Raw genomic sequence first — 21,918 nt, forward strand, 5'->3', positions numbered from 1 at the left:
TCTGGCCGGAAACCTTGACAGGCCTCAGCGCGCCAGCATCATTGACCCACGAATCAATCTTGCGATCAGCCGCCCACCCCGGACAGGGGGTCCGATTCATGGCAACGTCCCCGGGCACCACCCGAGAAACCGCACCGGACAGCGCGCAGGGCAAGGGCCTGCGCACCGGCGCACTCGGCATGACCACCAGCCTGATCCTCTCGGTGGCCTCAGCCGCCCCCGCCTACAGCCTCGCCGCGACGCTCGCGTTCATCGTGGCCTTCGTCGGCTTCCAGGCACCGTCGATCGTCCTGCTGGCGTTCGTCCCGATCCTCTTCGTCTCCTTCGGTTACGCCGCACTCAACCGGCAGGAGCCGGACTGCGGAACCATCTTCACCTGGGCGAGCCGCGTGCTCGGCCCGCGCGTCGGCTTCATGGGCGGCTGGGCCGTCATCACCTCGTTCATCCTGGTGGTGGCCAGCCTGGCCCAGGTCGCCGGCCAGTACGTGTTCATCCTCTTCGGCGCGAAGGGCATCGGGAACGACCCGGCCAGCCCCTGGGTCCTCCTGGTCGGACTCGGCTGGATCGCGCTCATGACGGCCGTCTGCTATCGCGGCATCGAGGTGGCGGCGGCGGTCCAACGCGCCCTGCTCTTCCTCGAGTTCGCGATGCTCGCCGTCTTCTCGGTGGTCGCCCTCGTACGCGTCTACACCGGCGACGCCCCGCCCGGCGCGCGCCGTCCGCACCTGTCGTGGCTCAACCCCTTCGAGATCCCGTCCCCCAGTGCCTTCGTCAGCGGCCTGGTCCTGATGCTGTTCATCTACTGGGGCTGGGAGACCGCCCTCAGCGTCAACGAGGAGACCACCGACCGGCACCGCACCCCCGGCGTCGCCGCCATCGCTTCCACGGTCATGCTGCTCGTGCTCTACCTGGTCGCGACCGTGGCCACGCTGTCCTACGCCGGCATCGGCACGACCGGCACGGGCCTCGGCAACCCCGCCAACTTCGGTGATGTCTTCTCCGCCATCGGCAGGTCGGTCTTCGGTGACAGCGGCTTCGGCTCGTTCCTCTGGCACCTGCTCGTCCTGATGGTGCTGTCCTCCGCCGCCGCGTCCACCGAGACGACCGTGCTCTCTCTCGGCCGTACGCTCCTGGCCATGGGCGGCCGGGGAGCCGCACCCCGCGCCTTCGCGAAGGTCCACCCGCGCTACTCGATCCCGCAGTTCGGCACCGTCGCCATCGGCGTCACCGGCGCCCTCGCCTACATCGTCATGAACTTCCTGAGCCACGGGCAGGTCATCGGCGACGCGGTGTCCTCGTGCGGCCTCATGATCGCGTTCTACTACGGGCTCACCGGTATCACCTCGGCCTGGGCGTACCGCGGTCAATGGCGGCGCAGCGCCGCCGACTTCTGGCTCCGCGTCACCCTGCCCGCGCTCGGCGGTCTCATCCTCGTGGCGGCCGGTGTGTGGAGCCTCAAGAACGACTGGGACCCGGCCAACAGCTACACGTCCTGGACCCTCCCGTTCTCTCCCCACTGGCACGTCGGCGGCGTGTTCGTGATCGGCGTGGGCACGCTTGTTCTCGGCTATCTGCTGATGCTGGCGTACGCGCGACGCGCACCGGGGTTCTTCACCGGCGCGCCCCAGGAGCCCGAGCCCATCGCTGAATCGCCCGCGCCGCCCCACCAGACCGTCCCCCAGTGACCCTCCGAGTGCCCCCTCCTGGAGTTCACCATGCCCTTCCCCGTACGTGACGTGCTCGGCCTCTCGCCCGAGCAGCACGACTTCATCCGGCTCGCCCGCGACTTCGCCGCCGCCGAGATCCGCCCGCGCGCCCGCGCCGTCGACGACGCCCAGACCGAGTCGCCCCTCGACCTGTGGGACAAGGCCGCCAAGACCGGCCTCGCCGCCTTCATGATCCCGGCGGAGTTCGGCGGCGGCGGAGTCACCGACATGGTCACGCAGGTGCTCGTGCAGCAGAAGCTGTGCCACGGCGACATCGGCATCGGCAACCTGCTGACGTCCAGCGGCTTCTTCGCCGACCCGGTACTCGAACTCGGCACACCCGAGCAGAAGGAGCGCTGGCTGCGGCCCCTCACCACCGACACTCCCCCGCTGACCGCGCTCGCCGTCACCGAACCCGACCACGGCTCCGACGCCGCCGGCATCCGCACCCGCGCGGTGCGCGACGGCGACCACTATGTGCTCAGCGGCCAGAAGGCGTGGATCTCCAACGCCCCTTACGCGCAACGGTTCGTCGTCTTCGCCACGGTCGACCCGGCGCTGCGGTCGCGCGGTGTGACGGCGTTCGTCGTCGACCGGGACACCCCCGGGCTGACCGTGGGCAAACCGATGCGCAAGATGGGACAGCGCGCGATCGTCAACGCCGAGGTGTTCCTCGACAACGTCCGGGTGCCCGTCGCCGACCGGCTCGGCGAGGAGGGCCAGGGCTTCTCCGGCCTGATGCGGACCTTCGACGCCTCGCGGATCCTGATCGGCGCGTCCTGCGCGGGCCTGTGCCAAGCCGCTCTCGACCTCGCCGTCGACTACGCCCGCGAACGCGTGCAGTTCGGCGTGCCGATCATCGAGCACCAGGCGGTCGCCTTCCGGCTCGCGGACATGGCGGCGCGGGCCGACACCGCCCACCTGATGACGATGCGCGCGGCCCGCCTGTTCGACCAGGGCGAGAAGGTCACGGCGGAGTCCGCCATGGCCAAGCTGACCGGCTCGGAGAACGCCATGTTCAACACCTGGGCCGCCGTGCAGACGCTGGGCGGCTGGGGCTACTCGCAGGAGTTTCTCGCGGAGAAGTGGATGCGTGACGCGAAGCTGGAGGAAATAGAGGAAGGCACCTCGGACATCCAGCGGCTCGTCATCTCCCGGGCGCTCGCCAAGTCATGACGACTCTCGACGCCTTCCGCGCCCCGGGGTCGGTCGCCGTCGTCGGCGCGACCGACAATCCGGCCAAGTGGGGCCACTGGCTCGCCCGGGGCGCCGTCTCGGGCGAGCACCGGCGCCGCGTGCATCTGGTGAACTCGCGCGGCGGCCAAGTTCTGGGACGCCGCACCCACCTCGGCCTCGACGCGCTGCCCGAGGTCCCCGACCTGGTCGCCTTCGCGGTGCCCGCCGCCGCTCTCGCCTCCGGTGTGGCGCGTGCCGTCGAGCTGGGGGTGCCAGGACTGCTCGCGATCACCGGGGGTGTCGAGGACGAGGCCGCGCTCCGCGTGCTGGTCTCGGCGGGCCCGACCCGTCTGGTCGGCCCGAACTGCCTCGGGCTCTACGACGCGTCGAGCGAACTGGAGCTGGCCTGGGGGCAGTTCACGCCTGGCTCCCTCGCCATCGTGTCGCAGAGCGGGCAACTCGGCCTTGAACTCGCCGGGATGGCGGCGGACGCCGGGATCGGTGTTTCCAGGTTCGTCTCGGTCGGCAGCCAGCTCGACGTGTGTGCCGCCGAACTGCTCGCGGACCTGGCGCATCATGAGGCCACGCGCGTCGTCGCCCTGTACCTGGAGAGCTTCGGTGACGGTGAGCGACTGCTCGACGCCTTGGAGCTTCTGCGGGAGGCGGGCAAGCCGGTGCTTCTGCTGACGGTCGGGGCCAGCCCGGCGGCGCGCCAGGCCGCCCGTTCGCATACCGGGTCCATGACCTCCGCCCTCGACGTCGTGGACGCGGCGTGCCGTGCGGTCGGTGCCGTGCGGGTCGATACACCAGCCCAACTCGTCGATGCAGCACAGCTGTTGGTGCGCGCAGCTCCCGTGCGGGGCCGCCGGGTCGCGATCGTGGCCGACAGTGGCGGGCAGGGTGCCGTCGCCGCCGACACGGCGGCCCGCCTGGGCCTGGCCGTCGGGCAGTTCCCCTCGGAGGTCCAGCAGCGGCTGTCACGGCACCTCCCTGCGCACGCGGCCGTGGCCAACCCGGTCGACCTCGCGGGTGCGGGCGAGGAGGACATCACCACGTACGCCACGATTCCGGAGGCACTCACGGACGTCGCTGACACCGTGGTCCTGAGCGGGTACTTCGGCAGCTACGGGCGCGACATCCCCGCGCATCAGGCGGCGGAGTCGGAGGTGGCGCGTGCCATCGGCGCGACGGCCGCCGCACGTGGGATGCCGATCGCCGTGCACTCGATGGCCGAAAACACTGACACCACAAGGGAGTTGCGAGCAGCCGGAGTACCGACGTACGTCGATATCGAGTCGGCAATGCGGGCCATAGCGACGGCGCATCGCTTCAGCCGGGCACCCGAGCCGAGGGCACGAAGGCAACCCCCACACACATCCACGGTTCCGCCAGGCACCGGATACTGGGCCGCCCGACGCCTCCTGGCCGACGCGGGCGTCCCGTTCCCGCGCGCGGTCGAGATCACCCCCGGCACACGGGATCCCCGCGAAGCGCTCCGCACCCTGTCCACCCCCGTCGTACTCAAGGCCGACTGGCTGGAGCACAAGTCGGAGCACGGCGGAGTGGCCACCTCGCTGCACGGTCCCGCCGAACTCGCCGCCGCCTACGCCGACATGGTGGCCCGGCTCGGGCCGCACCGGTACGTGGTCGAGGAGATGGACCGGCGTCCCGGCGTGGTCGAAGTCATCGTCGGCGCGCGGCGCGACCCGTCGTTCGGCCCCGTCGTCATGGTGGGCGCCGGTGGCGTACAGGCGGAACTCACCCAGGATCTCGCCCTCGGCCTGACCCCCTGCACCCCCGCCACCGCACACGCGGTGATCCGCCGGCTCCGGTCGTGGCCGCTGCTCGACGGCTGGCGCGGCAGCCGGCCGGTCGACGTCGACTCGCTGGCCGCGCCCGTCGTCACCGTCGCCGAGGTCATCGCCGACCGTGACGACATCGCCGAGATCGAGATCAACCCGGTCCGCGTCTCACCGGAAGGAGCACTCGCGGTCGACGCCCTCGTCGTCACTACAACTCCCGCACATACAGACTGAGTTCATAAACTCGACCCCGTAGAGGTCTAGCCGCAGACCTTTGAGTGTCGGCACTCTGCTGCCCGTTGTGTCAGGCCGTACATCGCGCGTGAGACAAGGGGTGAATCGATGACACCGATCAGTCGCAGAGGTTTTGTCGCGCTGGGCGCCGGGATCGCGGCGGGGGCCGCGCTGCCCGCCACCAGGGCGAGCGCGGCCACCACGGGCACCATCAAGGACGTCAGGCACGTGGTGATCCTCATGCAGGAGAACCGCAGCTTCGACCACTACTTCGGGCGGCTCAAGGGCGTCCGGGGATTCGGCGACGGCAGCGGCATCACGCTCTCCGGCGGCCAGCCCGTCTTCAACCAGCCGAACGGCACCGGACGCCAGTACCCGTGGAAGCTCAGCTCCACCCCACCGGCGGGCGGTGCCGACGGCGAGACCCTCGCCCAGTGCAACGGCGACCTGCCGCACAGCTGGTCGTCCCAGCACTCCGCGTGGAACAAGGGCCGGCTCGACAACTGGGTCTCCGGCGTCGGCAACATCCGTACGCTCGGCTACCTGGACCGCGACGACATACCGTTCCACTACGCCCTGGCCGACAACTACACCATCTGTGACGCCTACTTCAGCGCCACGCTCAGCGCGACCGGCCCGAACCGCACCTACCTGTGGAGCGGCAAGGTCGACGGCACCAGTTACGACGGCGGCGAGGAGAAGGGGCTGACCTGGGAGACGTACGCCGAGGCCCTCCAGCGGGCCGGGGTGAGCTGGAAGGTCTACCAGAACGCCAACGACAACTACGGGGACAACGGGCTCGCCTACTTCTCGAAGTTCACCTCCGCCCCGCCCGGCGACCCGCTGCACGACCTCGGCATGGGATCCGTCCCCCCGGTGAGCGGCTCCACGCCCGACGACATCGCCGCCGCGATCAAGGCGGACGCCCTGGCGGGAACACTTCCCCAGGTGTCCTGGGTCGTCGCCAACCAGGCGTTCTCCGAGCACCCCTACGCCCCGCCCGGCGACGGCGCCCACTTCGTGGACCTGGTGTACCGCGCGCTGGCCGCCTCGCCCGAGGTGTTCGACTCGACCGTCCTCTTCCTCAACTACGACGAGAACGACGGCTTCTTCGACCACGTCCCGCCGCCGTCCCCGCCCGCCGGTACGGCCGGTGAGTTCCTCAACTCGACCGCGTTCGGTCTCGGGTTCCGCGTCCCGATGCTCGTCATGTCTCCCTGGACCAGGGGCGGTTGGGTCTCATCGGAGGTCTTCGACCACACCTCCGTACTGCGGTTCCTGGAGACATGGTCTGCCGCGCTCGGCACCCCGGCGTCCTGCCCGAACATCAGCGCGTGGCGCCGTAAGGTCACGGGCGACCTGACCGGCGTGTTCGACTTCACCAGACCGGTGTACGGCGTGCCGTCGGGCCTCCCCGCCACCAAGGTCATCGGCTACGGCACCTGCGGCCCGCTCCCCAACCCGGTCCCGCAGACCAACGCGCTGCCCGCCCAGGAACCCGGCACCCGCCCCGCCCGCGCCCTGCCGTACCAGCCCAACGGCAACCTCGACCACTTCGAGTTCGGCGCAGGCGGCAAGATCCTCGCCTGGTTCGCCATGGCCAACCAGGGCGCCCCGGCCCGCAGCGCCGCCCACCTCTCCATCCACCCGAACGCCTACCGCGACACGACACCGTGGCAGTACACGCTCGACGCGGGCGGCACGGCCACAGACTTCTTCAACATCGGTACGGGGTACGGCTCCGGCGCGTACGACCTCACGATGGTGGGCCCGAACCGCTTCCTGCGCCGCTTCAAGGGCGACGCCACGAAGGCGGGCAAGGCGATCGAGGTGGCGGCCCGGTATGCGGTCGAGCCCGGCACCGGCAAGCTTGCGGTCTATTTCAAGATGACCAACTCCGGTACTGCTGCGGCCCAGTTCACGATCACGTCGAACAACTACCGCACGGACGGCCCCTGGACGTACACCGTTCCCGCCGGCGGCTCGACCGAGGACTTCTTCAACGCCGTGGCGTACCAGAACGGCTGGTACGACTTCACGGTCACGTCGAGCACGGACTCGACGTGGTCCCGTCGCTACACGGGCCACATCGAGACCGGCGCGGCGTCCGTCAGCGGCTGAGGCTGCACCCCCGCATAAAGCACCACCCCTAGAAGCCGGGCACCTGGTCCCCGTTGAGGTACCAGAGCGCGGCCGTGTACCAGAGCACGCCGATCGCCAGGAAGAGCACGCCGCCGGCCACCGGGAGCGCCCAGCCCGGCAGCCGGCGGCTGCGCACGACGAGCACCTTGGCGACGAACGCGCCGTAGAGGGCGCACCCCGTGACGGAGTGCAGCGCGGTCCGGGTGGTCAGGAACGACACCCCGTACGCGGTGATGCAGTGGTAGGCGATGGGGGCGGACAGGAGGAACGCGACATACCCGATGGTTCGGTGGGCGAGGCGGACCGGGTGGGGCGCCGCGCTGACGCGCGGAATTCGTCCGTACATCCACAGCGCCAGCAGGACCTGGGCGACGGCGAGGCCCATGAGCGCGCTGCCGAGCCGGGCCTTGAGTTCGTTGGCGTCGGGGCCGCGCCGGCCGAACAGGGCCGCGGTGTAGTCGGGGGTGTGCGTCCGGCCGAACGCGTAGAGGCCGCCGAAGACCGCGGCCACGAGGAGGGCCCCGGCCAGGAGCGGCAGGACCCGCGCGCCGGGGCGGGGCATCGGCGATTCGTCACCGCGACGCGTCACTGTGTCTCCATCCTCCAGTGGCGGGCGGCCTGCCTCGCACGGCACGCCTGGCCTCACTACGAAGGTGACACGCCGGGGATGTCAACGCACCTCACAGGCGCGCTCCACGATCGTGGAGCGGGCCGGCCCGGACGGACCGCGGGTCCTGGAAGTCGATCAGGCAAGGCAGGAGCGCGTTTCCGGCCCCACCAGGGGAAGCCGAGACTCCGGATCGACTGGCGGCCGATTCTGATCATTTCTGACCGTTTCCCGCGAGAGGGTGTGGCCACCAGCGACGACACGGCAAGATGGGCCCGTGGTAGGCAATCTCCCCGTCATGACGACGAGCTTCGTCGGCCGCGACAGCGAACTCGCCGCTGTCGGACAGGCATTGAAAATGAACCGCCTGGTCACCCTCACCGGCAGTGGCGGTGTGGGAAAGAGCCGGCTCGCGCTGCGCGCCGCCGAGGAGGTACGGGACGAATACGCGGACGGGGTGTGGTGGGCGGATCTGTCCCACCTCTACGACGACCGGTTGTTCACCGCCACCGTCTCCGACGCGCTCGGCCTCCTGGACCACAATCCGCGCCACCCCATCGAGGCCCTGAGCGAGTGGCTGGCCGGCCGGCGCGTGCTCCTCGTCCTCGACTGCTGCGAGCGCGTCCTGAACGCGTGCTGGGAGCTGGTCACCGAACTCCTCACCGCCGCCCCGAACCTGACGGTCCTCGCGACCAGCAGACAGCCCCTCTCCGTGTACGGCGAGCACTGCGTCGAGGTGTCTCCGCTGTCCACGGGCGAGGACGAGGACGGTGACGACGAGGCGGTCCGGCTCTTCCGCGAGCGGTGCGCCACCGACGCGCCCGACGTCCCCATCGACTCCCCCGAAGCCGGCGAGATCATCGCCCGTATCTGCCGCCGTCTCGAAGGCATCCCCCTCGCCGTCGAGCTGGCCTGCGCGCGGCTGCGCGAGAACAGCCTCACCGAGATCGAGGAGCGGCTGACCTCGCGCCTCGACACCCTCGTCGACGAGACCATCTGGCCCAAGCGCCACCGGGCCCTGCGCACCGCCATCGGCTGGAGCCACGAGCTCTGCGCGCCGCTGGAGCGCCTCGTCTGGGCCAGGCTCTCCGTCTTCCACGGCCCCGTGGACGAGGTCGACGCCCGCTCCGTGTGCGCCGGCGGCCCCCTGCACCCCGACGACATCCCGATGATCCTCGAACGGCTCGCCAACCAGTCGGTCCTCCAGCGGGACGGGTACCGCTACCGGATGCTCGACACCGTGCGCGAGTACGGGGAGCTGTGGCTGAAGGAGCTGGGCGAGCAGCAGATCCTGGCCGAGCGTCACGCCGCCCACTTCGCCGACATCGTCGGACGGGCCGAGTCCGGCTGGCTCAGCGACCAGCAGGTCGCCTGGTACAGCCGGATCTCCGACAGCCACGCCGACGTACGCGCCGCGCTCGACCTCCTCTTCGTCGAGGACGTGGACAGGGCCGTGGAGATGGCCGGGCGCACGGGCCTGTTCTGGCCCTGCTGCGGACACCTCTACGAGTCCCGGGACTACCTGGAGCGCGCGCTCGCCCTCGACACCCCCGAAGGCCCGTCCCGTACGCGGGCGCTGTGGGCGCTCGGGATCACGCTGACCCTCCAGGGCGACCACCAGACCGCCCTGCGCGTCGGCGAGGAGTGCGCGCTCGCCGCCCAGCGGGACGGCTCTCCCCAGTCGATCCTCTTCGCGGCCCACACGCTCGGTCTCACCCACCTCATGACCGGGAACCCGCAGGACGCGTACGACGTGAGCGAGCACGCTCTCAGCACGTGTGCCACCGACCCGCCGACCGGCGCCCCGCAGCTGTGCTGCCTGGTCATCAGAACCTTCGCCCTCTCCGCACTCGGCCGCCTCGACGAGGCGCTGGACAAGGCGACCAGCCTGCGCAAGCTCAGCCACGAGTACGGCGAGCACTGGGCGCGCGCCTACGCGGACCACCAGCTCGCGTTCATAAACCTCCTCCAGGGCCGCCCCCACGAGGCCGAGATCCACGCCCGCGCGATGCTGGAGAGCAAGCACAACCTCAACGACAACCTGGGCATCGCCCTCGGCCTCGACCTCCTCACGGGGGCCAACGCGGCGCAGGGTCACGGAGTCGAGGCGGCCCGCACCTCCGGTACCGGCCACGCCTACTGGCGGATGCTCGGCCACCCGAACCGCGGCACGCCGGAGCTGTCCGAGATCCGCGACCAGTGGGAGCAGCTGGCGCGCGCGTCAGCCGGGGACAACGCCTACGAGACGGCGTACCACCGGGCTCTGACCGACGACGCCGAACAGGGGCTCGCGCTGGCGCTCCAGGGGCACCCCGGCCTCTGAGACCGTGAGTGTGCCGCCGCTCGTCGCGCCCCCGGACCACCGGTCCGGGGGCGCGTCCCGTCCTCCGACACGAGTACCCGCAGGCTCGAACGGAGGCACGGTCCGCCATACGCTCACGCCGTGTTCAACATGCCGGGTCTACTCAAACGCCTGTTGATCGGCCGCGCCATGCGCAGCGAGGAGCTGCACGAGACGCTGCTCCCCAAGCGCCTTGCCCTGCCGATCTTCGCCTCCGACCCGCTCTCGTCGGTGGCGTACGCGACGCAGGAGATCCTGCTCGTGCTCACGCTCGGCGGACTCTCGTATCTGCACTTCACCCCGTGGATCGCCGCCGCGGTGGTGACGCTGATGACGGTGGTCGTGCTCTCGTACCGGCAGGTCGTGTACGCGTATCCGAGCGGCGGTGGCTCGTACGAGGTGGTGTCGACCAACCTGGGCCCGTCGGCCGGGCTCGTGGTCGCCGCGTCGCTGCTGGTCGACTACGTGATGACGGTGACGGTCTCCGTCGCGTCCGGCGTGGACAACATCATCTCGGCGCTCCCGGCGCTCGCCGAGTACCGCGTCCTGATGGCCGTCGGCTTCGTCGCGATTCTGACGGCGATGAACCTGCGCGGCGTCCGCGAGTCGGGCCGCGCCTTCGCCGCCCCCACGTACCTCTTCATCGGCGGCGTACTGATCATGGTCATCACGGGTCTGATCCGTTACGTCGTCGGGGCCGCGCCGGTGGCCGAGAGCGCCGCGTACGGCATCGTGCCCCGGCCCGGCGACGCGCATCTCATGGGTCTGGCCCTGGTCATGCTGGTGCTGCGGTCGTTCTCCTCGGGGTGTACCGCCCTCACGGGGGTGGAGGCGATCTCCAACGGAGTGCCGGCGTTCCGTAAGCCCAAGTCGACGAACGCCGCGACCACTCTCGCGGCCATGGGCCTCATCGCGATCGTCATGTTCGTCGGCGTGACGGCGCTCGCGCTGATCTCGAAGGTGCATCTCACCGACGACCCCTGCCGGCTGACCGGTCTCGGCCAGAGTTGCACGAGCTACACGCAGCGCACGGTCATCGCACAGGTGGCGGCCGCCGTGTTCGGCGGGGAGCACAGCGTCGGGTTCTACTTCGTCCAGGCCGCGACCGCCCTCGTCCTGATCCTGGCCGCGAACACCGCGTTCAACGGCTTCCCGATGCTGGCGTCGATCCTGTCCAGGGACCGTTATCTGCCGCACCAGTTGCACAACCGGGGCGACCGGCTCGCGTTCTCGAACGGCATCCTCGCCCTGGCCTTGTTCTCGGCCGCACTGCTGTGGGGCTACAAGGCGAACGTCACCAGCCTCATCCACCTCTACATCCTCGGTGTGTTCACCTCGTTCACCCTCTCGCAGCTGGGCATGGTCCGGCACTGGAACGGGGAGCTGCGGACCGAGCGCGACCCGGCGCTGCGCCGCCGCCATCATTCGGCCCGCGCCATCAACACCGTCGGCGGGTTTGTCACCGGCCTCGTCCTGGTGATCGTGCTCGCCACCAAGTTCACCCAGGGCGCGTGGCTGGCCGTGCTCGCGGCGACGGTGCTGTGGGTGATGATGCGGGGCATCCACCGCCACTACGACACGACGTCGGCAGAGCTGGCCGTGGAAGATCCCGCCGCCGAACTCACGTCACCGCCAAGGGTGTTGGCGGTCGTCCTGGTCTCGACGCTGCACAAGCCCACGATGCGCGCCCTCGCTTACGCGCGGGCCGCTCACCCCAACCATCTGGAGGCGCTGACGGTCTCCGTCGACCACGACGAGACCGCCGCGCTGCGCGAGCGCTGGGACGAGTACGGGGTCGACGTACCGCTCAAGGTGGTCGACTCCCCGTACCGCGAAGTGACACGGCCCGTCCTCGAGTACGTGCGCGCCATCCGCCGCGAGAGCCCGCGCGACATCGTCGCGGTGTTCATCCCCGAGTACGTCGTCGGCCACTGGTGGGAGAACCTGCTGCACAACCAGTCCGCGCTCTGGCTCAAGAGCCGGCTGCTGTTCACGCCGGGGGTGATGGTGACGAGCGTGCCGTGGCAGCTGACGTCGTCTGCGCGCGCGGCCCGTCCGGTCGGGCGCGCGCCGGGTTGGGTACGGCGGGGCGAGCCCCGGGGGCCCGGCTCGAACAACTCGTCCGGGCCCAGAAACGACGGACCAACTCGCTCTTCACGAAGGTGACTTGTGCCCGGCTTACGCATCAGGCCGGAACCAGGTGCCCGCACCCGGTTCCGGCCTGATCAAGCGTCAGCTACTACGCGCCGCTCGCCTTGAGCATGTCCTCGCGCTCGACGATCTTCACGCGCTCGCGGCCCTCGGGCTCGCCCAGCGCCTTCTCCGCGGCGTCGAGGCGGTACCAGCCGTCCCACGTGGTGAAGCGGATGTTCCGCTCGCCGAGGAACGCCTCGACGGCCTCCGGCTCGGGCGCGGCGGGCGTGTGCAGACGGCCGTTCGCGTGGTCGTCCAGGAGGTTCGCGACCGTCTCGTTGGCGTCACCCTTGGTGTGCCCGATGAGCCCGATGGGCCCACGCCGGATCCAGCCGGTGACGTACGTCGACTGCAGGTGCTCGCCGGAGTCCTCGATCACGCGGCCACCCTCGTCCGGGACGGTGCCGGACGCGATGTCCCAGGGCAGCTTGGGCAGTTCGTCGGAGAGGTAGCCGACGGCGCGGTAGACGGCCGTGACGTCCCAGTCCTTGAACTCGCCGGTGCCCTTGACGTTCCCGGTGCCGTCGAGGGCGGTGCGCTCGGTGCGCAGGCCGACGACCTCGCCGTTCTCGCCGAGGATCTCGGCGGGCGACTCGAAGAAGTGCAGGAACAGCTTGTGGGGGCGGTCGCCGGCGTCGCGGATCGCCCAGTTCTCGAGCGTCTTGGCGACCATGTCGGCCTGCTTGTTCGAGCGCCGGGTCGCGATCGAGCCGTCGTCGTAGTCGATGTCCTCGGGGTCGACGATGACCTCGATGTTCGGCGAGTGGTCGAGCTCGCGCAGCTCCATCGGGCTGAACTTCGCCTGCGCCGGACCACGGCGGCCGAAGACGTGGACCTCCAGGGCCTTGTTCGCCTTGAGGCCGTCGTGGACGTTCGGCGGGATCTCCGTGGGCAGCAGCTCGTCCGCGGTCTTGGCGAGGATGCGGGCCACGTCGAGGGCGACGTTGCCGACGCCGAGCACCGCGACCTTCTCGGCCTCCAGCGGCCAGGTGCGCGGGACGTCCGGGTGGCCGTCGTACCAGGAGACGAAGTCGGCCGCGCCGTACGAACCGTCGAGGCCGATGCCCGGTATGTCGAGCGCGCGGTCGGCCGTGGCGCCGGTGGAGAAGATCACCGCGTCGTAGAAGGCGCGCAGGTCGTCCAGGCTGATGTCACCCGGGTAGTCGACGTTGCCGAAGAGGCGGACCTGCGGCTTGTCGAGGACCTGGTGCAGGGCGGTGATGATGCCCTTGATCCGGGGGTGGTCGGGGGCGACGCCGTACCGGATCAGACCGAAGGGGGCGGGCATCCGCTCGAAGATGTCGATGGACACACCAGGGTCTTCGGCCACCGCGGATTTCAGCAGCGCGTCAGCAGCGTAGATACCGGCGGGGCCGGCACCCACGACGGCTACCCGCAGAGGGCGAGACATGTTCAGGTTCCCTTCGTGGCTGGTCACTCGACGGCAACCCTAAGCTAAGGCAAGCCTTAGTCAGTAGTCGGGCTGGACCTATGACGCCATAAGGCCAACTTATGGGTGGTCATGGGTGAGCCTTATGACTGGTGCCGGCACTTCGAAGGGATCCACGCCCGGCCCGCGAACAAGGGCCGGAAATCGTCAGTGGTCGGAGTAGCTGAAGTCCCCCACCGTCCAGGCGCTCACGTCATCGATCGCGACGCGGTACATGCCGCCCGTCTCGGGGATTCCGACGGTGCCCTGAAGGATGCGGGCCACGTGGAAGTGCAGGTGGGTGGGTACGGCGCGGCCGCCGGACTCGTCGCCTTTCCCGTCGCCGGTGAAGATCCCCGAGAAGGAGCCGAGGCGTTCGGAGTCCGTCAGGACCTCCGAGACCCGCTTCCGCCACACGGCCTCCGGAGCGAGGCGTCCGGTGATCACGGCGCCGCTGGTGATCACCGTCAGGGACATCTGATTACTCTGCCCGGACTCCACCATGCCGGCGATGTCGACGAGCAGTTCGTCAGGGTTCGACATGGCAGGGGATTGTAATCGGCGCGGCCGCCCGGACGGGCCCGACGCCTCAATTCTCTCCGCCTGTTGGCCCCTTCGTATTCACCGGCACCGACGCCCAAAGGCCGCCCACACCTGGTCAGGGGCGGGGCCACGGGCGGCCCGCGAGCCGCTCGATGTCCATGTTGAAGCGCCTCAGATAGGCGGTGAAGGCGGCGATGTCGTCGTCCGCCCAGTCGGCCATGACCCGGTCCAGGCCGCCCACCATGAGTTCGCGCTCCTCGTCGAGGATGCGCGCGCCGTCGTCCGTGATCCGGAACTTACGGGCCATGCCGCCCTCGGGGTCCGGGATGCGTTCGACGAGCCCCGCACGCATCGCGGCGGCGGTCTGCCGGTTCAGCGTGGACGCGTCGAGCTCGAAGGCCTCGCTCAGCTCCCCGATGGACATGGGGCCCTGGATGCGGATGCGGCTCAGCAGGATGTAGGCACTGCGCTCCAGAGTGCCGTTCTTGGGCCGTCCTCCCTTGCGGTGGACGAGGCTGTGCCGACTGAGCAGCATCTGCTCGTACTCCAGATCGTGCGTGGGCCTGGCCATGCGCTTGCCGCCTCCTGCTGTCCTGCCGCGGCCACACGCCGCGCGTTCGCTCCACCCCCGGGCCATGCTCGCACAAGTGCATGCATCCACCACACAATGTGTGCTCTACATACGATGTGTACGATGCACAGCAATTTTCGCAGACGCGCCGCGTTCGCACACAACACCTAGAGGAGTCCCCTGATGGACGCCCCCCAGCCGACGAACCGCGCCGGTGGCGTGGTCGCCACGCTGGCCTTCGCCGGCACCACCGCCGCGGTCATGCAGACCCTGGTCACCCCGCTCATCGCGGAACTCCCCCAGATCCTCCACACGACGTCGTCGAACTCCGCCTGGGTCATCACCGTGACCCTGCTCGTCGGTGCCGTCTGCGTGCCGGTGACCGGACGCCTCGGTGACCTCGTCGGCAAGCGGCGCATGTTGCTGGCGTGCTCCGTGCCGCTCATGGCGGGTTCCGTCGTGTGCGCGCTCGCGTCCTCCGTCGTACCCATGATCGTGGGCCGCGGCCTGCAGGGCATGGGGATGGGCATGGTGCCGCTGGGCATCGCGCTGCTGCGGGACGTGGTGGCCAAGGAGAAGCTCAGCTCCTCGATCGCCCTGGTCAGCGCGTCCATGGGCATCGGCGGCGGCCTCGGCCTGCCCATCGCGGCCGCGGTGGCCCAGTACGCCGACTGGCGTGTGCTGTTCTGGGCCTCGGCCGTGCTCGCCGTGGTCATCGCCGTACTGATCTGGTTCGTGATCCCCGACGTCCCGGCCAGCGCCAAGGGCCAGCGCTTCGACGCGGTCGGCGCGATCGGCCTCGGCGTGGGCCTCGTCTGCCTGCTGCTCGCGGTGTCCAAGGGAGCCGAGTGGGGCTGGGGTTCGGCGACGACGCTCATACTCTTCGCCGCCGCCGTGCTCGTCCTGCTCGGCTGGGGCTGGTGGGAGATGCGCACCCGTGACCCGCTGATCGACCTGCGGACCACCGCCCGCCCGCGCGTGCTCTTCACGAACATCGCCTCGGTCTTCGTCGGCTTCGGCATGTACGCGACCATGCTCGTCCTGCCGCAGCTCCTGCAGTTCCCCGAGGCCACCGGCTACGGCCTGGGCCAGTCGATGCTCGCGGCCGGCCTGTGGATGGCGCCCGGCGGCATCATGATGATGATCGTCTCCCCGCTCGGCGGGAAGCTCACCGACGCCCGCGGCCCGAAGTTCACGCTCGTCTGCGGCATCCTCGTGATCGCCGCCGGATACGGCCTCGCGCTCGCCCTGATGGGGTCCGCCCCCGGCCTCATGGCCGTCTGCATGATCACCAGCAGCGGTGTCGGTCTCGCCTACGGTTCCATGCCCGCGCTCATCATGGGTTCGGTTCCCCTCTCGGAGACCGCCGCCGCCAACGGCTTCAACACGCTGATGCGCTCCCTCGGCACGTCGACCGGCGCCGCGGTGATCGGCGTGATCCTCTCGCAGATGACGACCACCATGGGCGGCTACACCTTCCCGTCCGAGGACGGGTTCCGTACCGCGCTGATGGTCGGCGGCGGCGTCGCCATCGTGGCCGCGGTGATCGCGGCGGTCATCCCGGCCGCGCGCGCCACGGCCGTCGAAGGCGGAGCCGGCGCGACGGCCGCTCCGGCCGAGGTCAAGGCGTAGCCGGACCGGTTCCGAACGGTTCCGGACGTGCCGAGGTCGAGGCGTAGCCGGACCGTTCGGGTTCGGTTTTGAACGTCCCTTACGGGACCGAACGGGACCGAGCCGTGCCGATGTCGTCATCGCCGGTGAGCAGAGGTTTTCGTCTTCGTTTCGCGCGGGTGTGGTCGTGTTCGATTCGTTGTGGGCGAACCCACGCGGGCGCCCAATGGCCTAGCGTGGCTCCACAGTTCGAGCCCGGCCCGCCCCACGTTCGATGCTCACCTTCTGCGATTGCGACGTGATCACCGTATGCACCACCGCCCCAACGCCCCCCACAGCGCGCCGTCCCAGGGCGAGCTCGCCCTGCAGGCGCACCTCGGTACGAGCGAGCGTGCGGCCGAATTCTACGACCGTCAGGTGCAGCCCCGGCTGAGGCCGGCGATGAGCGAGTTCATCGGCCGGCAGAGCATGGTGTTCCTGTCCACGGCGGACGGGCGCGGCAACTGCGATGCCAGCTTCCGGGCGGGGCCGCCCGGGTTCGTCTCGGTCCTCGACGAACTCCACCTGGCCTACCCGGAGTACCGGGGCAACGGAGTGATGGCCAGCGCGGGCAACATCAACGAGAACCCCCATGTGGGGATGCTCTTCGTCGACTTCACCCACGACCACATAGGCCTGCACGTCAACGGATCGGCCCGGCTGGTCACCGACCAGGAGCTGCGGGCGTCCTGCCCGGCGCTCCCCCAGGACACGGCCCCCGGGCGGCAGGCCGAGTTCTGGATCCAGATCACGGTCCACGAGGCGTACGTGCACTGCTCCAAGCACATCCCCCACCTCGAACCGGCGCACCAGCCGAACCGGCGCTCCACGGGGCGCCCCAAGGACCCCGACTACTTCACGGAGCCTCAGCCCGAGCAGGAGCAGTACGCTCCCTCGCAGCCGCTGCCCCGCCAGCGACCGCGGCCTTCAGCGCACGCCTATCTGACGCAGGAATGACTGTCTGACGCAGGAATGACTGTCTGACGCAGGAATGACGCGGGAACAGAGCTTGTTTCCCCGCTCCGCTCCGCGCGGCCGGGCCCGGCGACGAAGGAGAGAGCGTGCTCGTACGGAACGACGATCCGCGATCGGCACTCGTGGTGCGCCACGGCGCCGGGTCGCCCCGGGCCGCGGTGCTCCTGCTGCACGGCGGTCGCGAGGAGGGCGTCGGGTCGGTGCCGCAGTGGAATCCCGCCCGTGCGCGGATGCGTCCGTTCGCCCGCGCCGTCGAGCGGGCGTGCGCCGGCCACGACGTCCTTGTGGGGAGCGTCCGCTATCGCTGCCGGGGCTGGAACGGTGACCGCGAGGACCCGCTCCGGGACACCCTGAGTGCGTTGGACGACCTGGCTCTGCGCTTCGGGGACGTGCCGACCGTGCTCGTCGGTCACTCGATGGGCGGCCGGGCGGCGTTGCGCGCCGGCGGGCATCGGCTCGTCCGAGGGGTGGTGGGGCTCGCGCCCTGGTGTCCGGAGGGTGAGCCGGTGACCCAGCTGCGCGGCCGGAGCGTGGTGCTCCTGCACGGCGACAGGGACCGCACCTGCGACCCCCGGGACACGCTCGACTTCGCCGCGCGAGCTGCGGCCGAGGACGCCCGGACCTGCACGCTGCTGCTGCCGGGCGGCGATCACGCGATGCTGCGGCATGCCGATTCCTGGCACCGGCAGACGGGCCGGGTCGTGAGCGGCCTGCTGGGGTTCGCCCCGCTCCCCACGAGGGTCGCCGACCGTCTGGCCGTCGACGACCGCGTGGCATGAGCGGCGGGGCATCGCTCGGGTGTGCGGACGTGCCTCCGTACGGGCGACAGTGAATCCTTTCGGCTTCTGTCGACCGCGTGACCGGCGAACGCATGGGTGAAGCTGCCAGGGCCCGATCTCCCCGTACCGAATGAACGAGGCCCTTCATGCGCCGTAGCACCACCGTCGCCGCTTCCTTCGCCGCCTTCGCTCTCGCGCTGGCCCTGCCGGCGTCCGCCCAGGCCGCGACCGGCGGCTTCTCCTACAAGTTCGTCGGCATGGACGGCACCGCGCGGTCGGTCACCCTGAACGACCTGCCGAGCCGTCAGTGCGTGACCCTGCCGGAGGCCGCGGACCCGAACTCCTCCGAGCCCGCCTTCGCGCCGCACAACGACACGGACGAGTACGCCGTCGTCTTCACGGGCCCCGACTGCGAGGGGGCCTCGTGGACGCTTCGTCCGCACGGCCGTCCGGCGACCGACTTCCTGAAGCTGCGCTCCGTGTTCCTGACCTCGCCGCAGGGCTGACCTGTACTGAATCCATGACCGAGGGCGGCGAGCAGTAGCTCGCCGCCCTTCCGCGTCAGTCGATCTCGACTTCGATCGAGTGCCAGCCGGTCGCGCCCGACGGGACGGGACCCGTGCGTTTCGCCGGCTGGGTCCGGCCCGTGTCGTCGGTCGCGCGGACCGTGAGGTGGTGCTTGCCGTGGGTCGCCTGCCACTGGTACGACCACTGGCGCCAGGTGTCGCTGGTGTCGACGGCTGCGAGCGTGGCCTGCTGCCACGGCCCGTCGTCCACGCGGACCTCCACCTTCTCGATCCCGCGATGCTGCGCCCAGGCCACCCCGGCGACCATGACCGTGCCGGCCTTGCGATGGTCGAAGGACTTCGGGGTGTCGATACGGGACTGCGTCTTGATGGGCGCCCGCTGGGCCCAGCCCCGCTGGACCCAGTACGCGTCGTAGGCGTCGAAGGTGGTCAGTTCGATGTCCTTGATCCACTTGCAGGCCGACACATAGCCGTACAGACCGGGGACGAGCATCCGTACGGGGAAGCCGTGCTTGAACGGGAGTGGCTGACCGTTCATCCCGAGGGCCAGCATCGCGTCCCGCCCGTCCATGACGTCCTCTACGGGGCTGCCGATCGTCATGCCGTCGACGGACCGCGCGACCAGCTGGTTCGCCGGGCCGCCCTTCGACGGCGGCCGGACACCGCTCTCGGCGAGCAGCGGCGCGAGGGGTACGCCGATCCAGCGGGCGTTGCCCACGAGGGATCCGCCCACCTCGTTCGACACGCAGGTCATCGTGATGTCGCGCTCGATGAGCGGCCTGCGCAGGAGGTCGTCGAAGGTGAGTGTGACGGGGCGGGTGACGCCCTTGCCGTGGATCTTCAGGCGCCATTGCGCGGCGTCCAGCATCGGCACCACGAGAGCCGTGTCGATGCGGTAGAAGGACTTGTTCGGCGTGATGAACGAGCTGATGCCGGGGATCCGGAGCTGGGAGTTGGCCGGTGTGGGCCTGGCCGGAGAGGCGGGTGCGGGCAGTTTGACGCCGTCGCGTGAGGACACGGCGTTCTGCTGCTGGAGGCCGCCGGAGGAACGGGCCAGGAGGCTCGCGCCCGTCGAGATCACGGCCGCGCCCACCGCGACCTTGACGAATCCGCGCCGGTCCCAGTCAGGATCCCCGAGGGCCGGGGTCGCCGCCCGGCCGGTGAGCGCGTACAGGAGCCAGGCGCCGATCAGCGCGCCGATCACGGACGGCAGCGCGTCGACGGGGCTCGTGGAGCCGGGGCGCGTGGTCGCCGCCAGCGCGCCGAGCGCCCCGAACAGCAGGACACCGGCGGACCCGGCGCGGCGGTGACGGGACGCCACGACGCCGAGGATCATCGCGAGGAGTGCGAGGACCACGAGGATGCCGAGCTGGAGCACCAGCTTGTCGTGCGTGCCGAAGTGCCGGATCGCCCAGTCCTTGAGCCAGCCGGGCGTACGGTCGATGGTCGCGCCGCCGACGGCCACGACGGGGCTCGCCTCGGGGCGGTAGACGGTGGCCGCCAACTGGGCGACAGCCACGGCCGCGTACCCGGCGAGCAGTCCACTCAGCGCGCCGAGGTGTCTGAGGCGCCGCGTACGGCGCCGTTCCGGGGTGTCGCGGCTCTCGCCCGCTCCAGAAATGGGGCACCCCTCCTCGCGGCAGGCCGCCGCACCCTTGAGCTTCGTCAGCCCGACCATGCTGGGGGCGACGCGGCGCGGGTTCAAGCGGACATGCACGAGCGTACGGGGGCAAAACGCTTGGCGGAACGGGGGTGCCGTTTTCAGGTGACCAGTTTTTGGGTGACCGGCGTTGCCGGGTGACCGGCTTTCCCGGTTGACCGGAATTGCTGGGTGACCGGATTTCTCAGGTGGCCGGCGTGGGCAGGCCGTTCGTCACTCCTTGGCCGACCGGCGGGCGAGACCCGCCAGCAGGGACACCGCTTCCTCCGCCCGCTCGTGGGGGACGAAGAGGTGGTCGTGGTGGAAGCCGGCGACGACGTTGCAGCTCAGTTCCGCGGCGGCGAGTTCCTGGGCGACGGCCGCGGTCAGGCCCACGGCCTCAAGGGCGGAGTGGACGCGCAGGGTGATCCATCCGGCGACGTAGTCGTACGCGAGCCCCGACGCGTCGGCCTCCTCCTGCCGTACCACCAGCGTCAGTGCCTCCGGCTCGGCGACGGTGACGACGGGTGTGACGCCGGGCGGAACGGCGCCGTCGGCCGTGGTGAAGACGTAGCGTCCGGGATTCAGTTCCGGTCGCATACCGCTCAGCAGTTTCCTCAAGTCAGTCTCGCCACTCATGATCAACAGGTTAGTCGCGGCGCATGGGCGCCATGGCCCAGCGGACCAGTGACGTGACGCCCCGGCCGAGCGGGCGCACAGCGACGGTGTCGATCAACGCGACCCGGGGCAGGCGCAGTTCGGCCGCTGCCCAGGGTGGGAGCAGCGAGACCGCGTTCGCGGCGAGGACGCTGTACGGGAGGCGGGCGACCAGGGGCACGGGTGGGTTGAAGAGGAGGAAACGGGCGGCGGCGCGGGCCTCGGGGGTGGCGCGGAGTTCGCTCCGGTACGACGCGAACCGGGCGGTGAGCTCAGCGCAGTTCGTCGGCGGGTCCAGGACGCCGAGGGCGGCGGCGACCCGCGCCGCGTCTCCCACGTACTCGTCGTACTGGTACCGGGTCAGCGGACGGGCGCCGTACCGCTGATGCGCCCGCAGGAAGCTGTCGACCTCGGCGATGTGGACCCAGCCGAGCAGATGGGGGTCGGCGGCGCGATATCTCTCGCCCTCCGCGGTCACGCCACGCACGCGCGCGTGGATGCCCCGCACCTTGTCACAGGCCTGTTGTGCGCCGTCGGCGGGACCGTACGTGGTCATCGCCAGAAAGGTGCTCGTGCGCTGGAGCCTGCCCCAGGGGTCACCGCGGAAGCCGGAGTGGGCGGAGACGGCGGCCATGGCGAGCGGGTGGAGCGACTGGAGCAGGAGGGCCGAGATGCCGCCGATGAACATGGACGCGTCGCCGTGGACGGTGCGTATGGGGCGGTCGGGGCCGAACCAGCGGGGTCCCGGGGTGTCGTGGATGAGGGCACGGTTCCGCGGCCCCTCCGGGCCCGCGACCCGGGCGAAGAGCCCCTTGCCCAGCCGCTCCCGCACCCCGTCGTCGTCCGGTCCGGTCAGTCTCATGGCGTCGCGGCGTCTCCCTTCGGATTCGCGTGTCCAGCCTACTTTGCCGGGCGGTGGGCCGTTGTGTCCGTACGTGACGCGGCCG

General features: G+C 70.3%; 17 protein-coding genes. 10 read left to right on the forward strand and 7 right to left on the reverse strand.

From position 1 onward, the window contains the following. The first annotated feature begins 98 nt into the window (after positions 1-98). The 4 genes from ABZ893_RS13180 (at position 99) to ABZ893_RS13195 (ending at position 7,039) form a co-directional block, all read left to right on the forward strand. Positions 99-1,685, forward strand: a complete 1,587-nt coding sequence (locus ABZ893_RS13180; protein WP_361401458.1) for an APC family permease — start codon at positions 99-101, stop codon at positions 1,683-1,685. 30 nt (positions 1,686-1,715) lie between these two features. Next, positions 1,716-2,882: an acyl-CoA dehydrogenase family protein gene (locus ABZ893_RS13185; protein WP_361401460.1), complete on the forward strand. Its 1,167-nt coding sequence runs from the start codon at positions 1,716-1,718 to the stop codon at positions 2,880-2,882. Then, the gene (locus ABZ893_RS13190) at positions 2,879-4,918 is read left to right on the forward strand and encodes an acetate--CoA ligase family protein (RefSeq protein WP_361401463.1); all 2,040 of its coding nucleotides are present in this window, start codon (positions 2,879-2,881) and stop codon (positions 4,916-4,918) included. Before ABZ893_RS13185 ends, ABZ893_RS13190 begins: the two co-directional genes overlap by 4 nt. 108 nt (positions 4,919-5,026) lie before the next feature. After that, a complete protein-coding gene (locus tag ABZ893_RS13195; protein ID WP_361401465.1) occupies positions 5,027-7,039 on the forward strand; it encodes a phosphocholine-specific phospholipase C in 2,013 nt (670 codons plus the stop codon). 28 nt (positions 7,040-7,067) lie between these two features. Here ABZ893_RS13195 and ABZ893_RS13200 read toward each other — a convergent pair whose 3' ends face one another. Next, positions 7,068-7,622: a DUF6529 family protein gene (locus tag ABZ893_RS13200; protein WP_361401468.1), complete on the reverse strand. Its 555-nt coding sequence runs from the start codon at positions 7,620-7,622 to the stop codon at positions 7,068-7,070. 343 nt (positions 7,623-7,965) lie between these two features. On the opposite strand from ABZ893_RS13200, the gene ABZ893_RS13205 reads away from it, so the two are divergent. Together ABZ893_RS13205 and ABZ893_RS13210 are read left to right on the forward strand one after the other, a co-directional pair. Then, on the forward strand, positions 7,966-9,990 hold the full coding sequence (locus ABZ893_RS13205; protein ID WP_361401471.1) for an NB-ARC domain-containing protein: 2,025 nt from the start codon (positions 7,966-7,968) through the stop codon (positions 9,988-9,990). Positions 9,991-10,119: 129 nt separating this feature from the next. Then, positions 10,120-12,174 (forward strand): APC family permease, encoded by a 2,055-nt coding sequence (locus ABZ893_RS13210; protein WP_361402431.1) that lies wholly within the window; start codon positions 10,120-10,122, stop codon positions 12,172-12,174. A gap of 73 nt (positions 12,175-12,247) precedes the next feature. On the opposite strand, the gene ABZ893_RS13215 is transcribed toward ABZ893_RS13210, so the two are convergent. The 3 genes from ABZ893_RS13215 to ABZ893_RS13225 form a co-directional block, all read right to left on the reverse strand. Continuing rightward, positions 12,248-13,612 carry an FAD-dependent oxidoreductase gene (locus tag ABZ893_RS13215; RefSeq protein WP_361401474.1) on the reverse strand — a complete coding sequence of 455 codons (1,365 nt, stop codon included), beginning with the start codon at positions 13,610-13,612 and terminating at the stop codon, positions 12,248-12,250. Positions 13,613-13,798: 186 nt separating this feature from the next. Further along, positions 13,799-14,173 (reverse strand): hypothetical protein, encoded by a 375-nt coding sequence (locus ABZ893_RS13220; protein WP_361401477.1) that lies wholly within the window; start codon positions 14,171-14,173, stop codon positions 13,799-13,801. 115 nt (positions 14,174-14,288) lie between these two features. Next, a complete protein-coding gene (locus ABZ893_RS13225; protein WP_361401480.1) occupies positions 14,289-14,744 on the reverse strand; it encodes a MarR family transcriptional regulator in 456 nt (151 codons plus the stop codon). 183 nt (positions 14,745-14,927) lie between these two features. Here ABZ893_RS13225 and ABZ893_RS13230 point away from each other — a divergent pair, with 183 nt between their 5' ends. The 4 genes from ABZ893_RS13230 to ABZ893_RS13245 all read left to right on the forward strand — a co-directional run bounded on the left by ABZ893_RS13230 (position 14,928) and on the right by ABZ893_RS13245 (position 18,654). Beyond that, positions 14,928-16,376: an MFS transporter gene (locus ABZ893_RS13230; RefSeq protein WP_361401483.1), complete on the forward strand. Its 1,449-nt coding sequence runs from the start codon at positions 14,928-14,930 to the stop codon at positions 16,374-16,376. Positions 16,377-16,664: 288 nt separating this feature from the next. After that, positions 16,665-17,351 (forward strand): pyridoxamine 5'-phosphate oxidase family protein, encoded by a 687-nt coding sequence (locus tag ABZ893_RS13235; RefSeq protein ID WP_361402434.1) that lies wholly within the window; start codon positions 16,665-16,667, stop codon positions 17,349-17,351. A gap of 104 nt (positions 17,352-17,455) precedes the next feature. Further along, entirely contained in the window at positions 17,456-18,148 is a 693-nt protein-coding gene (locus tag ABZ893_RS13240; protein ID WP_361401486.1) for an alpha/beta hydrolase, read from the forward strand. A 146-nt stretch (positions 18,149-18,294) separates the two neighbouring features. Further along, entirely contained in the window at positions 18,295-18,654 is a 360-nt protein-coding gene (locus ABZ893_RS13245; RefSeq protein ID WP_361401489.1) for a hypothetical protein, read from the forward strand. 55 nt (positions 18,655-18,709) lie between these two features. On the opposite strand, the gene ABZ893_RS13250 is transcribed toward ABZ893_RS13245, so the two are convergent. From ABZ893_RS13250 to ABZ893_RS13260, 3 genes are all read right to left on the reverse strand, one after another. Then, positions 18,710-20,392, reverse strand: coding sequence for a molybdopterin-dependent oxidoreductase (locus ABZ893_RS13250; RefSeq protein WP_361401492.1), 1,683 nt, complete (start codon positions 20,390-20,392; stop codon positions 18,710-18,712). Between the two features lie 156 nt (positions 20,393-20,548). After that, positions 20,549-20,953: an ACT domain-containing protein gene (locus ABZ893_RS13255; RefSeq protein ID WP_361401495.1), complete on the reverse strand. Its 405-nt coding sequence runs from the start codon at positions 20,951-20,953 to the stop codon at positions 20,549-20,551. Between the two features lie 10 nt (positions 20,954-20,963). Next, positions 20,964-21,833 carry an oxygenase MpaB family protein gene (locus tag ABZ893_RS13260; RefSeq protein ID WP_361401498.1) on the reverse strand — a complete coding sequence of 290 codons (870 nt, stop codon included), beginning with the start codon at positions 21,831-21,833 and terminating at the stop codon, positions 20,964-20,966. Positions 21,834-21,918: the final 85 nt, after the last annotated feature.

The sequence above is a fragment of the Streptomyces sp. NPDC046821 genome (assembly GCF_040645335.1).
Lineage (GTDB): Bacteria > Actinomycetota > Actinomycetes > Streptomycetales > Streptomycetaceae > Streptomyces.